The following is a 15,689-nucleotide window of genomic DNA, read 5'->3' on the forward strand; positions in this document are numbered from 1 at the left end:
ATCTGCGGGCATTTTTTATGGAATACGAGAAATAATTACTTCATCCACAGGCGCATCGAATCCCAGGCGCGGCCGAAGATCGTGGCCTGGTTGATGGTTTCCAGCGCCACGACAGGCAGTTCCAGCAGAACCTTGTCTTCAACCATCATTTTCAGTTTGCCGACAGGGGCGTTTTCAGCCAGTGGCGCGACCAGCGGGTCCTTGCGTTCCAGCACAGGTTTCATCTTGGCAGCCATGCCTTTTGGCACGGTGACGAGCACGTCGCGGGCGAAACCGATTTTCACGGTGCCTTTCGAGCCCTTCCACACTTCCGGCGTGGCCACGGCCTGGCCTTTCGAGTACAGCTTGACCGTATCGAAGTTCTGGAAGCCCCAGTTCAGCAGCTTCTGGCTTTCCTGCGTGCGGGCCTGGTCCGACGTTGTGCCCAGCACCACGGAGATCAGACGGCGCTCGCCGGTGCCGCCCGGACGGCGGGCCGAAGCGATCATGCAATAGCCGGCCGCTTCCGTATGGCCCGTCTTCATGCCATCGACGGTCGGGTCCAGCCACAGCAGGCGGTTGCGGTTAGGCTGGGTGATCTTGTTGTACGTAAAGCTTTTCACGGAATCGATTTTGTAGAATTCCGGGTAATCGGCGATCACGCGCTTGGCCAGCACGGACAAGTCTTGCGCCGTGGAATAGTTATCGGGGCTAGGCAAGCCATGCGGATTGGCAAAACGCGTGTTTTTCAGACCCATGCGTTGCGCTTCACGGTTCATCAGCACGACGAACGTGCCTTCATCGCCGGCAACGGCTTCAGCCAGGGCCACGGCGGCATCGTTACCCGATTGAATCATCAGGCCATGCAGCAAGTCGTCGATCGACACGGGCGTGGCCGGGTCGATGAACATCTTCGAGCTGCTCGAATCGACTTTCCAGGCGCGCACGGAGACATTCACTTTTTGGTCCAGCGCCAGTTTCTTTTCGCGGATGGCGGCAAACGTCAGGTAAGCCGTCATGATTTTGGTCAACGATGCCGGCTCGATGCGCGCGTCCGGATCTTGCGAAGCAATGATCTGGCCACTGGTGGCGTCAAGCAACAGCCAGGACTTGGCGGCGATGGTCGGGGCTGGAACGCTCTGGGCGAAGGCGGCGGAAAAGAAAAATACACTGGAGGCCAGTGCCGCTAAAAGTTTTTTCATGGAGGCTGGTCTGCGAAAAAGATGAAGGCTGAGGGCCATGTCGTTGCTGCTTACATGGCCGCGTGGAAAAAACGGATCAATTATAGCCGTGGAGGCGCTAGTAAGCCCACACTTCAATGATCATCTGCTGCTATTGCGGGTTTGTCACCATGCCACAGCGCAATCACGAGGTTCTTGATGTGGTTGAGCTTGCGGTGGAAAAAGTGGTCGGCGCCGGGGATCACGATCACGGGGATGTCCTGTGGACGGGCCCAGTCGAAGACGGCGGACAGGGGAATCGTGTCGTCCAGTTCGCCGTGGATCAAGATGGTGTCGGCGGGAATGTCCGCCATGGCCCACTTGCCGGCCGCGCTGCCGATCAGCGCCAGGCGCTCGACGGGCGTGCCGGCGGCGGCCAGGCGTTCCTGCAGTTTCGATTGCACGAAGGTGCCGAACGAGAAGCCGGACAAGGCCACGGGCAAGCCCGGATACAGGCCGACCATGTGTTCGTACAGCAATTGCATGTCGTCCGTCTCGCCCGCGCCATGGTCATGCACGCCTTCGGAAGCACCGACACCGCGGAAGTTGATGCGCGCCACCACGTAACCGAGGGCGACAAAGGCGCGCGCCAGGGTTTGCGTGACCTTGTTATCCATCGTGCCACCGTACAGCGGGTGCGGATGGGCAACGAGGGCGATGCCGCGCGGAGTGTCTGCCGGGAAATCGAGCAAGCCTTCCATGCTGCCTGCATGGCCGGCGAGGGTAAATTTTTCCGAATTTCTGTTCATGATGCTCATACTGGTGGCTATCTCTTAAATTGGCATTAAATCTTGAGGCGTTCGACTATTTTTCCGCCCACCAGGTGCGTATCGATGATTTCATCGATATCGCTGGTGTCGACATAGGTGTACCAGGTCGCTTCCGGGTAGATCACCAGCAGCGGGCCTTCCTCGCAGCGGTCCATGCAGCCGGCCTGGTTGATGCGGATCTTGCCCGCGCCATTCATGTCGAGTTCCTTGATGCGGCGCTTGCAATGCTTTTGCGCCGCTTCCGCGCCATGGTCGCCGCAACTGTTGCGGCCGTCTTCACGTTTGTTCATGCAGAAAAAAACGTGGCGTTCAAAATACGGTGCGTCGCTCATACTATGCTCCTGCTGATTCATCAATGCGCCATGATAACGCTTATGGGTGGTCTTCGCGACGCTGGCGCTGCACGTCATCCTGCCGGTTCAAACGGTGCGAGGGCAGGCACAGGAACCACAGGGCCATGAAGGGCCACAGCAAGGCGAGGAATTGCGCCGCGCCATTGAAGTTCAGGAACTTGCCTTGTACCCAGCCTTGCAAGGTGGACATGAAGTACGGGTTGATCGGCGTCGTGTTCACCATCACCAGGCTCAGCAGTAAGGTGGCGGCCGCGATGCGGCGCTGCGCCACATGGGGCGCGAAGGCCAGGCCGCCCAGCATGATCAGGCCGATCAAAAAGCCGCCTTGGGCGCCCGGCGTGATCCAGACGAAGGCGTTTTCGGGCGAAAACAGCAGCGCGCTGGCCATCGAACGCACGATCAATGCGGCGGCGATGAGGATCAGCATCAGCGCGGCACGCGGTGCGGCGCGGCGCAGCAGGCATAGCAAAGTGAGCACGGCGCCCGTCATGCCGCAAGCCGTGATGATGGTTTCCGATAGCCAATATTGCTCAACCGTCAATATCACATCGGGACGCAGGTAGGACGCCAGGTCGATGTCCATGCCCATCAGGCTGGAGGCCCAGTCCGACAGGATGGGCAGCAATTGTCCCAGACCGAACAGATAGCCTTGCGGATAGATTTGCGCCAGCGGCCACAGCGCCACCAGCACCAGGCCCTGGCTGGCATGTTGGGCAAACCAGCGCTGGCGCAGGCGCAGCAAATGGCTCTGGTCGAGCAGCTTGCGCGCCGTCAAGGCGCCGATGAGGGAACCGATGAAGCAGCCGGCCGAATTCGTATAAAAGTCGAGATTCGACGACACGCGGCTGGGCAGATAGGTTTGCACGGCTTCCATGCTGCCGGAAATCAACATACCGCACAGGCTGGCGATCACGACGGCAAAGAAACCAGTAATCCTTGGAAACAGCGAATACACGATCAGCGCACCGAGCGGAATGTAGCCGACAACGTTGATGCTCACGTCAAAGCCCGTCCAGTAACGGGGCATGCGCGTGTTTTCCAGGAAAGTCAGCGGCGACAAACCATTGCTGTGCCAGCCCGTGAACGGGAACCAGCTCGCGTACACGATCAGGAAGACGTAGGCGAGCAGGGTCGCGCGCGACACGGGCGAGGAACGGACGGGCGGCAGCGGCGCCGCCGGGCTGGCGGGGGTTGCGGGGTCGGTCATTCTTTCGGGATATTCAGCGTGCCCAGCCAGGTGAGCAGGTCGGCGGCGATGGCATCCGATGCCGCCGCCAGCGCCTGCGCGCCCCCTTGCGCGTCGGCGCTGCCGGCCGGAGCGCTGCGGCTGAAGGTTTTCTGGTCGATCAGGCGGTGGCCGCGAAATAGCGAGGCGCGCAGCGACACGTGGCCGCTGCTGTGCGTCTGCGTGTCAAACGCTTGCGAAAAATCATCGACATCGATGCGCAGCAGGGGCATGCCGGCGGCCGCGTCCGTGGTCGACAGCACTTTCACGCCGCTCTGCGCCACGCGCGTCTTCAGGCGCTGGCTTAATAGTTGCAGCGGCGGCGTGTTCCAGCGGTTGTAGGCGTACGGCCGCGATTGCTGCGCATCGGCGTACAGCAGCCGGTAATACATGCGCTGGCTGTCCAGCCACGAAGGGCCGTTGGCGTCGGCGATCACCAGCACGGGCACGGCTGGCGCCGCCGCGGGTGCGGCCGCCAGCGGCGCGGTCGGGCCGAAATCGTAAAACGTGGGCACGGGGCCGCGGCTGGCGCAGCCGCCCAGCACGAAGGCGCTGGCCAGGATGAGTACGCTGAGATGGCGTGGGATAGGCATGCGGTGTTCTCCTTATTTGCCCGGTGCCGAAAAACCGGGCTCGCCCGGGCCGGGCGGGATGTCTGGGGCGCCGAACAAGATGCTCTGCGGCTGTTCATTGAGCGTGCTCATGGTGGTTTTCAGGGCGCGCATCGAGGAGCGCGCCTCGCCGCTCAGCTCGATTACCTGCGGCAAGACTTCCAGCGACACGCCATTCGCCACCGTTTCCACCGAGTTACCGACCCGCTCGACCGTGCCATTGACCTTGTCGAGCACGCCGCCAGGCGCCTGGATGTCGTTACCGAGCTTTTTCCAGGTGGCCGTCAGGTCCGACACGTTCTTGCTGGCTGTACTGACGGCCGTCAGGGTTTGCCGCGTTTGTTCCGTCAGTTGCGGCAATTGCGTCAGGGTCGGTTCCAGCTGCTGCGGAATGGCGCCGAAGGCCTTGGCCGCCTTGCCCACTTCATTGAAAGCGCCCAGCATGGCGGCCTGGTTGTCGGGGCTGAGCAGGTTGTTGACCTTGTTGGTGATCTGCTCGGCCTGGTCGAGGATGCGCTTGCCCCGTTTTTCCAGCTGGTCCAGCAAGCCGGCGCGCAGGGGAATCATGGAAGGCTTGTCCTTGCTGGTGCCCAGCAGTGTCGAACCCACATGCTCGTCGTCGAGCTGGATGTAGGCGATGCCCGTCACGCCCTGGTAGCCGAGGGTGGCAAAGGTGGTATTCGTGACGGGCGTGTCCGGCGCCACGCTGATGTGCACGAGGATTTGCCCCGCCTTTTGCGTGTCGAAGTCGATGGCGTCGACCTTGCCCACTTCCAGGCCCCGGTAGCGCACGGTCGCCTGCGGGTTGAGGCCCGGCACGGACAGGGTGGTGGCGAGCAGGTATGGCACCCGTTCCACGCGGTCGCGGTTGAACCAGACGCCGAACAGGACGGCGGCCACCAGCAAGGTGAGTGTAAAAAATCCCGTCATCAGGGCATGCGATCTGTTTTCCATTACTTCTCCGCTTTCTTGTCTGTGCCGGCGTCAGCGCCTGGCTGTGCCGCATTGCTTGCTGCCGCCTGTTTTTCATCGAGGACGGCCAGCGCGCGCTTGCCGCGGTCGCCAAGGAAAAATTGCTTGATGAACGGGTGGTCCACTTCGATCACCTCGCGCGTGGGGCCGATGGCGATCACGTGTTTTTCCGCCAGCACGGCGATGCGCGTGGACAGGGCAAACAGGGTGTCGAGGTCATGCGTGACCATCACCACCGTCAAGCCCAGTTCGCGGTGCAGCGACTGGATCAAAGAGACAAAACTTTCCGACAGATCCGGGTCCAGGCCCGCCGTCGGTTCGTCGAGGAACAGCAGCTTCGGTTCCAGCGCCAGGGCGCGCGCCAAGGCCACGCGCTTGATCATGCCACCAGACAAGTCCGACGGCATTTTCAGCGCATGTTCCGGGCCCAGGCCCACCATGTTCATCTTCAATAATACCGCGTCGTGCACCAGCGCCTCGGGCAGCACGCGCAATTCGCGCATCGGTTGCGCCACGTTGTCGAACACGGTCAGGGCCGAATACAGGGCGCCTTGCTGGAACAGCATGCCCCAATGGTTGCGCAATTGCTGCAACTGGTCGGAACTTGCCTTGTTGATATCTTCGCCAAAGACTTTGACGCAACCCCGCGCCGGATGTTCCAGGCCCAGCATCTGGCGCAGCAGCACCGTCTTGCCCGTGCCGGAGCCGCCCACGATGGACAGGATTTCGCCCCGTTCGATTTCCAGGTTCAAGTCCTGGTGCACGACGGTGCGGCCGAACTTGGTCCACAGGTTGGTGATTTCCACCACGGGCGCGTTGCCATGCAGGTTGAACTGGCCGTCCTGGCCCTCGCTCGCCTTGCAGGCGATATCGGTGTCGTTCGCCATCAGTAGCCCACTCCATTGAAGACGATGGCGAATACGGCGTCGGCCAGGATCACCACGGTGATGGCCGTGACGACGGCGGTGGTGGTGCCGTGCCCGAGGCTTTCCGTGTTGGCCTTGATGCGCAGGCCGAAGTGGCAGGAGACGAGGGCGATCAGCATGCCGAAAATCACGCCCTTGCCCAGGCCGATCATGTAGTTGGCCAGTGGTACGGCGTCCGGCAGCTTCTGGATGAAGTAGCGCGCCGACAGATTCAGTTCCACCTTGGCCGCCACCATGCCGCCGATCAGCGCGGCCGTATCCGTCCAGATGACGAGCAGGGGCATGGAAATGGCCAGGGCCAGCACTTTCGGCATGATCAGGCGGAAACCGTGCGAAATGCCCATCACCAGCATGGCATCGAGCTCTTCTGTGACGCGCATGACGCCCAACTGGGCCGTGATGGACGAGCCGGAGCGGCCGGCCACCAGGATGGCCGCCAGGAGCGGCCCCAGTTCGCGGATGACGCTCATGCCCAGCAGGTTGACCAGGTAGATGTCGCCGCCAAAGGCGCGCAGTTGCTGCGCGGAAAGGTAAGACAGCACGACGCCGATCAGAAAGCCGACCAGGGCCGTGATGCCCAGCGCCTGGAAGCCCGCATGGAAGATATTGGCGGAAATCTCACGCCATGGTCCGCGCATCGGGTGGCGCGCGAAGCGGCCGATATCCTGCGTCACCTGGCCGACCAGAGCAATAAAGCCCTTCAAATGTTCGAAAAACAGCAGGATGGTCATGCCCAGCTTCATCACGGGCGTGAGGCGGTTGGCGCGCGAGGGAGGCGTTTGCAGGGGGCCCGTCTCTTCGATGCGCCGGAAAAACTCTTCCTGCGATGGCGCCAGGGTCAGCTGCGCGGGGCGCTGCTTGCCCCAGGCATTCCAGAACAGCTGGGCGCCGATATGGTCCATGCTGTCGATGGCCGACAGGTCCCATTGCGCATTCGCATCGCCCTGCAAGGGCTTGAGCTGGGCGTCGATGGCCTTGATGGCATTGTCATGCGCCAGCGCGTGCACCTGCCAGGTGCCGCTGGCAGTGACAAGGGCTCCCTGTTGGGAGCTGGTCTGGGAGAGGGTCAGTTTCGGCGATTGTACAGTCGGCATCTTGCCAGTTTAAGGGAGAATGGCGCAGACCGCCACCGATGTTCAATCGTCACGCTTTCAGGAGGCCAGATGGCGCGCCTGTCGCTGCGGTATTGCCGCCTCCAGGTGCGCCTTCGGCTGGTCGCTGGTTTTGGCGTGGTTTGCCGCCTGCGCGCCGCCCGCATAGTCGCTGGCAACGAGGGCATTGGCCTCAAGCGCGCTCATGCCGCGCGTCTGCAGCCATTGTGCCACCAGCTTGGCCAGGCGCTCCATGGCGATGCGGTGGGTGGCGTCCGTATGGGCATACAGCCAGTTCGAAAAGTCCATGAAGTTTTCAAACGGCGACTCGCCCAGCATCCATTGCACCGTATTGGCGAAGCGGCCCGAGTTGGCGACCAGGTCCCAGTAGCGGGCGAAGCGCACCAGGCGCTGCATGCTCATGAAATCGAGCTGTTTGTTCGCCAGGATGGTGTACGGCGGGTGCGGGTCGAACACCATGCCATAGTTTTCCGTGTGGCGGATGATGGGCGTGCCGCGCAGCCGCTTTAATATGCCGAACTGGATTTCATGCGGTTTCAAGGCCACCAGCTTGTTGAAGCCGGCCGCGAAGCTCGCTTCATCCTCGCCCGGCAAGCCGGCGATCAAGTCCACGTGCAGGTGGGCGTTCGATTCTTCGCACAGCCAGCGGATGTTGTCGGCCGCCTTTTGATTGTCCTGCTTGCGGCTGACCAGCGCTTGCACGTCCGGATTGAAGCTCTGGATGCCGATCTCGAACTGCAGCGCGCCGGGCGGGAACTTGCTGATGCCTTCTTTCAAGGCGTCGGGCAAGTGGTCGGGCACCAGCTCGAAGTGGGCGTAGATGGGATCGTCCGGGTTGGCTTCGATCTTGTCCAGAAAGAACTGCATGATCTTCAAACTGGTCTTGATGTTCAGATTAAACGTGCGGTCGACGAACTTGAACAGGCGCGCGCCACGCGCATGCAAGGACTCCATCTCGGCCAGGAAGTTCTCCAGGGCGAAGGGCCAGGCCGTCTTGTCCAGCGCCGACAGGCAGAATTCGCACTTGAACGGGCAGCCGCGCGACGCTTCCACGTAAATCGTGCGGTGGCGGATATCGTCGTCTGTATACAAGGAGTAGGGCAGTTGCAGTTCCGCCAGCGGCGCTTGCACGCCGGCATGGATCTTCATCAGCGGTTTCGGCCCGTTGAGGATCTCGCCGCACAGCTTGGGGAAGGTGACGTCGCCCCAGCCCGTGATCAGGTAGTCGGCCAGCTTGACGATCTCTTGCTCGCCCGCCTCATGCGACACTTCCGGCCCGCCCAGCACGATGATGACCTCGGGCGCCACGCGCTTGAGCATGGCCACCAGTTTCGTCGTTTCCTCGACGTTCCATATGTATACGCCGAAACCGATGATGCGCGGCTTGTTGACGAGGATGCGCTCGACCAGTTCCGTGGTCTTGGTGCCAATGACGAATTCCTGCAACCGCGTCTGCGCTTGCAACGGCCCCATATTGGCCAGCAGATAGCGCAATCCCAGCGAGGCGTGGGTGTAGCGGGCGTTCAGGGTGGAGAGCAGGATGGTCATGGGAGCGATGGAAACGGCGAAACCGCTATTTTACGCTGTCGCGTCAGCTGTGCGCTGCGGCCACAAATGCCATGTTACCATTTGTCAATAATTACTAACTTGTCAATGCTACGGCTGGTAAAAAGGGATACAAGGTGCTGGCGAAAAAAGTACTCAATAAGAAAGTCCTGGTCGGGGTGCTGGCCGGGGTGGCGCTGGTGGCGGCCGCGCTGGTCGCTTACCGGGTCTTCGGCTGGGGCATGCTGGGGCCGGTTAACGGCCTGAAGCTCGATTTGTCGCGGCCCGATGCGCTGATCCGCACGAAAAGCCTGTCGGCCTTGCCACGCGACCTGTTGACGGTGCCGCTGGCGCGCGACGTGCTGCGCGAGGATTTCCTGTTCTATTACGAGCAGAGCGAAGACCGGCTGGGCCTCAAGGGCAGCCTGCGCCGCATCGCCTACGAACATGAACTGGGCTGGGGCGACCAGCTGCTGCGCATGGTGCTGGACCAGCCGGCGGAAGTGGCCTTGTGGCGCGACGCCGACGGCTCGCTCAAGCATTTCGCCATCGCCGTGTCGCGCAGCCAGTTGACGCGCCTGCTGGAAGAAGCGGGCAAGATCGCCTTGAAGGATACGCAAATGCGCGTGGCCGGCAGCTTGCGCGTCGATGGCGGCCAGGTGCCCGTGTATGCGCTCAATTATGCCTGGCAGCGCACCTTGCTGTTTGCCGCGCACGGCCAGCGCCTGGTCATCCTGTCCCATCCCGGCATGCTGTATGGCGGCGGCGACGGCAAGCATGGCGATGGCACGGCCGAGAAAACGGTGGCCAGCCTGCTGGCGCCGGAGCCGGCGAAACAAAACGTCTTTCATGCGCAATTCCATCTCGATCCAGCCGCGCCCGAGGGGCACAGCATCGCCGTCAAGGCGGACTTCCTGTCGTTCGGCTACCAGCCCTTCTTTGGCGCGCTCGAAGCGCTGCGTTTCGATTTTCAACAGGGCGCCTGGCAATCGAAGGTGCTGCTCAATGCCGATAAACTGAAAAACGGTGCCTATGACAGCAGCGCCCTGTGGCCCGTGCTGCCGCATAACCCGAGCGCCTGCTTCAGCGTGCCGGTGGACTGGGCCGCGCTGCAGCCCGTGCTCAAGCGCCTGGGCGACAAGGCATCCGCACCGGTGGTGTCGCTGGCCGGGCACTTGCAAGGCCCCGCCGCCGCGTGCTGGTACGGCACTTCGCGGCTGCATACGCCGGTTTTTGTGGCCACGCGCAGTGCGCAGGCTGGCGACGACGCTGTATATGGCAGCCTGTTCGAGGCGGCCATCGGCGGCAAGGACCCCGTGCGCAAGACCACCGGCAAGGATGGCGCCATTCGCTGGGAACGCAGCGTCGCCACGGCCCTCGGCCAGTCCACGCCGGCCCTGGCCGTGGCCGGCAATACCGTTGTCTTCTCGGCCGACGGCAAGCTGGTGGACCAGGTGCTTGCCGTGCGCCGCAAGCAGGCGCCGGCGGCCAGCGATTTGCTGCCCGATGGCGCGCGCACCATCGGCCTGATCGCGCCGGCCTCGCTGGCCCGGCTGATCCAGCTGGAAGCCTTCGATACCCTGCCGGCCAATAACGAACCGGTCTTGCGCGCAGCCGCCAACGAGCACCTGGTGCCGCGCCTGGACGCCTTGAAAAAATATCCGCCGCTGCGCATGGTGCTCAAGCGGCAGCCAGCCAGCGGCACGTCGTGGGAAACGCTGGAATGGCAGGAGACGGTGCGATGACGGTGTCGCATGGGCGGCGCGCTGCGCTGGCGGTGTGTGTCGCCGCTGTTGCCTCACCCAAGGCCTGGGCCCTGCGCGCGGCCGCCGAGCCGCAAGTGCTGCTGTCGCAAGCCCAGAGCCGCGCCTTCCAGGCCTGGATGCTGCGCATCGTCAACGCGCAGATCGAACGGGGCCCGTCGCCGCGCTGGACGCATCGCGATTGCGCCGGCCTGGTGCGCTTTGCCGTCAACGAAGCGCTCACCGTGCATGACGCGAAGTGGCTGCATGCGAATGGCATCGCCAGCGACCGGCGATTGCCGCCCGAGCTTGAACTGAGCGCGGACCAGGCGGCCTTGCGCAACCGCTGGGTGCAAACTGGCGGCAGCATCGGCCACTTCGTCACGGCGCTGGCGCTGGTGCAGCACAACAGCCGCTTCGTCGCCCGCGAAATCAGCCAGGCGCTGCCCGGCGACCTGCTGTTTTTCGACCAGGGCGACGAACAGCATCTGATGGTCTGGATGGGGGCGCGCATCGCCTACCACACCGGCACCGTCACCCCCGACGACAATGGTCTGCGGACCGTCGATATCAAAGAACTCACGAGCTGGAAGGACACGCGGTGGCAACCTGTGGTCAACAATCCCAATTTCGCCGGGGTGTTCCGGCTGGCGTTTTTATCATGAAGCCGATTTTTCTCATGAAGCTGCTCTTTGCCGGCCTGCTGGCGTTGCTGCTCATTGGCGGCGCCTCGGCGCAGCAGCGCGAACCGAGCAACTACAGCACCTTCAAGGGCGAACCCTTCTTCCTGCTGTCGGACGCCAGCTACGGCAGTCTTGACGAAGCGCGCGTGCGCCTGGAAGTGCCGGGCCGCGACATGGGACGCATGAACCTGGAAGCGTATTCGGGCGCCGACATCGTCGTCTACCGCGTGCCCGAACCGATGGAATTCCTGAAAAAGCAGCGCAATCTGCACCGCATCCAGGTCGAGGGCAATTATCAGGGCGAGGGCCTGGCCAACACCTTGAGCTTTCTGTGGGATAGCTGGTGGAAGCAGTCGCGCCTGGCCTGGCGCAAGCTGTTTTCCGGCGAGGCGCGCCGCGCGGTTACGAAAGAACAGCCGCAACTGGCGACGAACGATGCGATCCGCAAGCCGACCGTGTTCGCCAACCATCCGCAGTACAAACCGATCAAGGGCATGGAACTGGTCGACAGCTTCCGCTATCCGATCTGGCAGGCCAAGGCCATCGCGCCGCCGAAAGGCGTCAAGCTCGATGGATCGAGCAGCGACTTCATCGTCGCCGGCGCCGGCAATGTGATGATCCCGCTGGGCAAACGCAAGCCGGGCTTGTACCTGGTCGAAGCGATCATCGGTGAGCACCGCGCCACCACCCTGGTGTTCGTGTCGGATACGGTGGCGGTGACCAAGGTATCGTCAGGCCAGATGCTGGTCTGGACGGCGCGGCGCGACAACAGCGCCGCCGTGGCCGGCGCCAGCGTGGCGTGGACCGACGGCACCGGCGTGCTGCAGTCGGCTGTGACTGGCGCTGACGGCGTCGCCTCGCTCGAACGCGGCAGCCCCGAACACACGTATGTGCTGGGCCAGGACCGCGCCGGCGGCGTGTTCGTGTCCGAGAATTTTTACTATGACAGTGAAATCTATAACACCAAGATTTATGCCGTGACCGACCGGCCTCTGTACCGGCCCGGCGATGAAGTCAACGTCAAGTTCCTGGGCCGCGAATTTACCTCCGCGCGCAACTCGCAGGCAGCAAGCGCAGCACCGGTCAGCCTGACCGTGCTCAATCCGAACGGCACGCCGCTCTTGACGCAAACGCTGCAGCTGTCCGGTGACACGGGCGCCGACACGCGCTTCCGCCTGCCCACGGAAGCCACCGCCGGCGGCTATGAACTGCGCTTCAATTACAAGGATGGCGCGTATGGCGCGGCCTTCCGCGTGGCCGAATACGTCAAGCCGCACTTTGAAATCAACGTCCAGCCAGCGAAGCCGGAATTCAAGACGGGCGAGGCGGTCAAGGGCAGCATCGCGCTGCGCTACCCCGATGGCAAACCCGTGAAAAATGCGAAGATGACCTTGTCGCTGCGCGGCCAGCAAAACACCATGGTCGAGGGCGAGCTGCGTTACAGCGGCCTGTTCCCGGTGGCCCTGAAGACCGAGGAAGTGACGAGCGACGGCAGCGGCAATGTGGACTTCACCTTGCCGCCTGCCGCCGATCCCTCGCGCTACATCTTGACCGTGCTGGCGACCGATGGCGCGGCCTACCGCGTCAAGGCGACGCGCGAGCTGATGATAGAACGCTCGAGCAGCAGCTACCAGTTGAAGGCCACGCGCCAGTTTTCCGATCCGGGACAAAACGTGCATTTCGACTTGCTGGCCGACGGCCAGGGTGCGGCCAAGCCCGTGCGCTGGGAGATGGTGCAGCTGGAAAAACAGAGCAAGACCGAGGGCGCGTTCGATCCCAGCGCCAAGGGCTGGGACGTGACTTTCCCTGCATCGGGTTCGTATCAGCTGGCGCTGCGCGATGAACGCGGCAACCTGCTGGCCGCCGCCAGCCACTGGGTGTCGGGTGACGGCGTGCAAACGACGCCGGGCAGCATCGAGATCGTGCTGGACCGCGCCCGCTATCGCCCGGGCGACACGGCCGAGGCGCTGATCACCTTTTCCGACAAGGTCGACCAGGCGCTGTTGACGCTCGAGCGCGACAAGGTGGAACACCATGGCCTGATGGCCGGTGCCGCTGACTGGTACCAGGCGCAGCGCGTGGCGCCGCGGCAGTGGAGAGTGCGCATCCCGGTAAAAGAAGAGCATGGCCCGAACATGACGTTCTCGGTGGCGTACACGCGCAATGGCGACTTCGTCTTCGAGAACGCCGGCCTGCAAGTGATCGAGCCGCGCATCGCGCTGCAATTCAAGAGCGACAAGGAAGTCTACCAGCCGGGCGAGAAGGTCACGCTGGACGTCAAGGCGACGTTGGACGGCAAGCCCCTGAGCACCCTGCTGGCGCTGGGCGTGGTCGATGAAATGATCTATGTGCTGCAGCCGGAAATCGCGCCCGAGATCGGCGACTTCTTCTATCACCCGCGCCGCAACAACGTGCGCACGACGGCCAGCCTGTCCTTCATCAGCTACGACATGGCGCAGGGGCGCACTGCCGGTGCGCCCGCGCGCCACAACTACAACGAGCGCGGCGTCAAGGTGCTCGAACGTCCGCGCCGCGACAATATCGATACCGCCTACTGGGCGCCATCGCTGAAGACCGATGTGAATGGCAACGCACGCGTGAGCTTCACCATGCCCGACGCGCTGACCCGCTGGAGGATCACGGGCCGCGCGATGGATGAGCAAGGGCGTGTGGGCCAGCGCACCGCCTATCTGCGGTCGGACAAGAATTACTATGCCAAGTGGACGGCGCCCGACTGGATGCGTGCCGGCGATGCGCCGCGCGCTTCGGTGGCCGTGTTCAACCAGACGGGCAAGGAGCAGGCGCTCGACGTCGTCCTCTCGGGCGGGGCGCAGCTGAAGACGGAAAAACTCTCGGCCAAGCCGGGCGTCAACTACGTCGAATTTCCGCTCGCTGCAGGCAGCGGGCCGCTGCGCCTGGAGCTGAAACAAAATGGCAAGCTGGTCGACGCGTTAGAGGCGACCATGCAAACCTTGCCCGCCGCCTGGAGCAGCCCGCGCTCGCTGGTGCTGCCGCTCGATGGCGCCACTGCTGATATTGCACTCAAGCTGCCGGCGGACGCGCGCAATATCCGCGTGGCGTTCGCGCAAGGCGCGGCCAGCCAGTTCGCGCGCATTGCCGACGACCTGATCGACTATCCATATGGCTGCGTGGAGCAGACGGCCAGCCGGCTGATTCCGCTGGCGCTGGCCACCCAAAGCCTGGGCCCGGACGCCGGCGCGCCGTATGAACGTTTGCAGGCGACCCTGACCGAGCAGCGTTTGCGGCTGGTGTCGATGGCCGGTCCGAACGCCGTCTTTGGCTGGTGGGGCAACGCCACGGCCGGCAATGCCTTGATGACGGCGTACGCCTATTACGCCGACTGGTACGCGGCGCGCGCGCTGCACATCGAGCTGCCGCCCGAGCACTGGAACAAGCTGCTGGCCGTCTACAGCGAACATGGCTTGAAGGATGCGGTGGGCGACCGCGCGCTGGTGCTGTGGATGGCGCGTGAGATGGGCCTGCCCACGCAGACGCTGGCAGCGGGCCTGGTGGACGACAGCGCCATTGCCGTCCTGGGCGGCAAGCCGCGCCAGGCGGGCGACAGCGGCAGCCTGCTGCTGGGCGGCGCCTCTGACCGCGAAGCGCAAGCGATGGCGCTGGGCCTGGTGGCGCTGGTCGCCAGCCAGAACGGCATCGCCTTGCCGCATGGGCTGCAGCTGCAAGTGGCCAGCGCCTGGCAAGTCTTGCGCGAATCGAAGGCGCCGGTGGCGCAGGCCTTGCTGATGCTGGCCGGCGAAGTACCGCCATCGCAGGCCGACGCGGTGCTGGCCGGCGTGCGCGCCGAAATGCCGACCCTGGACCGTGCGATGACGTTGATGTGGGTGCAAAAGAAGCTGGGCGGCGCATCGTTCGGCAAGGGGCCGGCCGTCACGCTGGACGGCGCCTGGCAAAAACGCGAAAGCCGCAGCGGCCAGCCGCTCTGGCGCTGGCTTGACGCCAGGGGCTTGCCTGACAAACTGCGTCTCGCTGCGCCCGCGCCTGCGGGCACGGTGGCCGTGCTGCAGTACGACAGTCACGCGGCAGAAACGCAGACCTTGCCGGTCGCCGTCGAACGACGCATCCTGCGCATGAAGCAAGGGAAGGGCGGCTACACGACGGAGCTGGTCAAGCCGGGTGAGGCGCTCAGCACGGACGCGCTGTACCTCGATGAAGTCACCTTGAAAGCGGCACCGGGCGCGAAGCACCGTTTTGGCTTGCTGGAAGTGGCGCTGCCGCCCGGTGCCGTGGTCGAATCGACCACCTGGGGCATGGTCATGGCGGGCGACAAGCCGGCCGCGCTGGAACGCGCACGCCACACGGAGCGCCGTGACGGCTATGCTGTGCCGATCGAGCCTTTGGCCGGCGACGTGACGGTGCGCCATTTGCTGCGCTTCGCGCAAAAGGGCAGTTACGTGCTGCCGCCGGCGCGCTTTTACCGCATGTACCAGCCGGAGCAGAAAGCCCTCGAGGGCGGCGGCAAGACCACGCGCACGCTGAAGGTCGAGTGATGGGCTTTGCACGTCCAGCATT

General features: G+C 63.5%; 12 protein-coding genes. 3 read left to right on the forward strand and 9 right to left on the reverse strand.

Features of this window, described 5'->3' with window-relative positions; translation table 11 throughout:
- Positions 1 to 35: 35 nt before the first annotated feature.
- The 9 genes from KY494_RS19235 to KY494_RS19275 all read right to left on the reverse strand — a co-directional run bounded on the left by KY494_RS19235 (position 36) and on the right by KY494_RS19275 (position 8,716).
- Entirely contained in the window at positions 36 to 1,181 is a 1,146-nt protein-coding gene (locus tag KY494_RS19235) for a D-alanyl-D-alanine carboxypeptidase family protein (RefSeq protein ID WP_219135776.1), read from the reverse strand.
- A 113-nt stretch (positions 1,182 to 1,294) separates the two neighbouring features.
- Positions 1,295 to 1,948: an alpha/beta hydrolase gene (locus KY494_RS19240; protein ID WP_219135775.1), complete on the reverse strand. Its 654-nt coding sequence runs from the start codon at positions 1,946 to 1,948 to the stop codon at positions 1,295 to 1,297.
- Between the two features lie 35 nt (positions 1,949 to 1,983).
- Positions 1,984 to 2,301 (reverse strand): ferredoxin, encoded by a 318-nt coding sequence (locus KY494_RS19245; protein WP_034781335.1) that lies wholly within the window; start codon positions 2,299 to 2,301, stop codon positions 1,984 to 1,986.
- Between the two features lie 40 nt (positions 2,302 to 2,341).
- Complete coding sequence (locus KY494_RS19250) at positions 2,342 to 3,529, reverse strand: VanZ family protein (RefSeq protein WP_219887881.1); 1,188 nt, start codon at positions 3,527 to 3,529, stop codon at positions 2,342 to 2,344.
- Positions 3,526 to 4,140, reverse strand: a complete 615-nt coding sequence (locus KY494_RS19255; RefSeq protein WP_219887882.1) for an ABC-type transport auxiliary lipoprotein family protein — start codon at positions 4,138 to 4,140, stop codon at positions 3,526 to 3,528. The genes KY494_RS19250 and KY494_RS19255 overlap by 4 nt, the downstream gene beginning before the upstream one ends.
- Positions 4,141 to 4,152: 12 nt before the next feature.
- A complete protein-coding gene (locus tag KY494_RS19260; RefSeq protein ID WP_219887883.1) occupies positions 4,153 to 5,112 on the reverse strand; it encodes an MlaD family protein in 960 nt (319 codons plus the stop codon).
- A complete protein-coding gene (locus KY494_RS19265) occupies positions 5,112 to 6,017 on the reverse strand; it encodes an ABC transporter ATP-binding protein (protein WP_219135771.1) in 906 nt (301 codons plus the stop codon). Before KY494_RS19265 ends, KY494_RS19260 begins: the two co-directional genes overlap by 1 nt.
- On the reverse strand, positions 6,017 to 7,150 hold the full coding sequence (locus KY494_RS19270) for an ABC transporter permease (protein WP_219887884.1): 1,134 nt from the start codon (positions 7,148 to 7,150) through the stop codon (positions 6,017 to 6,019). The genes KY494_RS19265 and KY494_RS19270 overlap by 1 nt, the downstream gene beginning before the upstream one ends.
- A gap of 57 nt (positions 7,151 to 7,207) precedes the next feature.
- Positions 7,208 to 8,716 carry a B12-binding domain-containing radical SAM protein gene (locus KY494_RS19275; RefSeq protein ID WP_219887885.1) on the reverse strand — a complete coding sequence of 503 codons (1,509 nt, stop codon included), beginning with the start codon at positions 8,714 to 8,716 and terminating at the stop codon, positions 7,208 to 7,210.
- A gap of 134 nt (positions 8,717 to 8,850) precedes the next feature.
- On the opposite strand from KY494_RS19275, the gene KY494_RS19280 reads away from it, so the two are divergent.
- The 3 genes from KY494_RS19280 to KY494_RS19290 are packed head-to-tail and all read left to right on the forward strand — an operon-like array spanning position 8,851 to position 15,667.
- A complete protein-coding gene (locus tag KY494_RS19280) occupies positions 8,851 to 10,458 on the forward strand; it encodes a DUF2138 family protein (protein WP_219887886.1) in 1,608 nt (535 codons plus the stop codon).
- Positions 10,455 to 11,120 (forward strand): DUF1175 family protein, encoded by a 666-nt coding sequence (locus KY494_RS19285; RefSeq protein WP_258194330.1) that lies wholly within the window; start codon positions 10,455 to 10,457, stop codon positions 11,118 to 11,120. The genes KY494_RS19280 and KY494_RS19285 overlap by 4 nt, the downstream gene beginning before the upstream one ends.
- Positions 11,117 to 15,667 carry an alpha-2-macroglobulin gene (locus KY494_RS19290; protein WP_219887888.1) on the forward strand — a complete coding sequence of 1,517 codons (4,551 nt, stop codon included), beginning with the start codon at positions 11,117 to 11,119 and terminating at the stop codon, positions 15,665 to 15,667. The genes KY494_RS19285 and KY494_RS19290 overlap by 4 nt, the downstream gene beginning before the upstream one ends.
- Positions 15,668 to 15,689: the final 22 nt, after the last annotated feature.

Origin of the sequence: Janthinobacterium sp. PAMC25594 (assembly GCF_019443505.1) — a bacterium.
Taxonomy (GTDB): domain Bacteria; phylum Pseudomonadota; class Gammaproteobacteria; order Burkholderiales; family Burkholderiaceae_D; genus Janthinobacterium.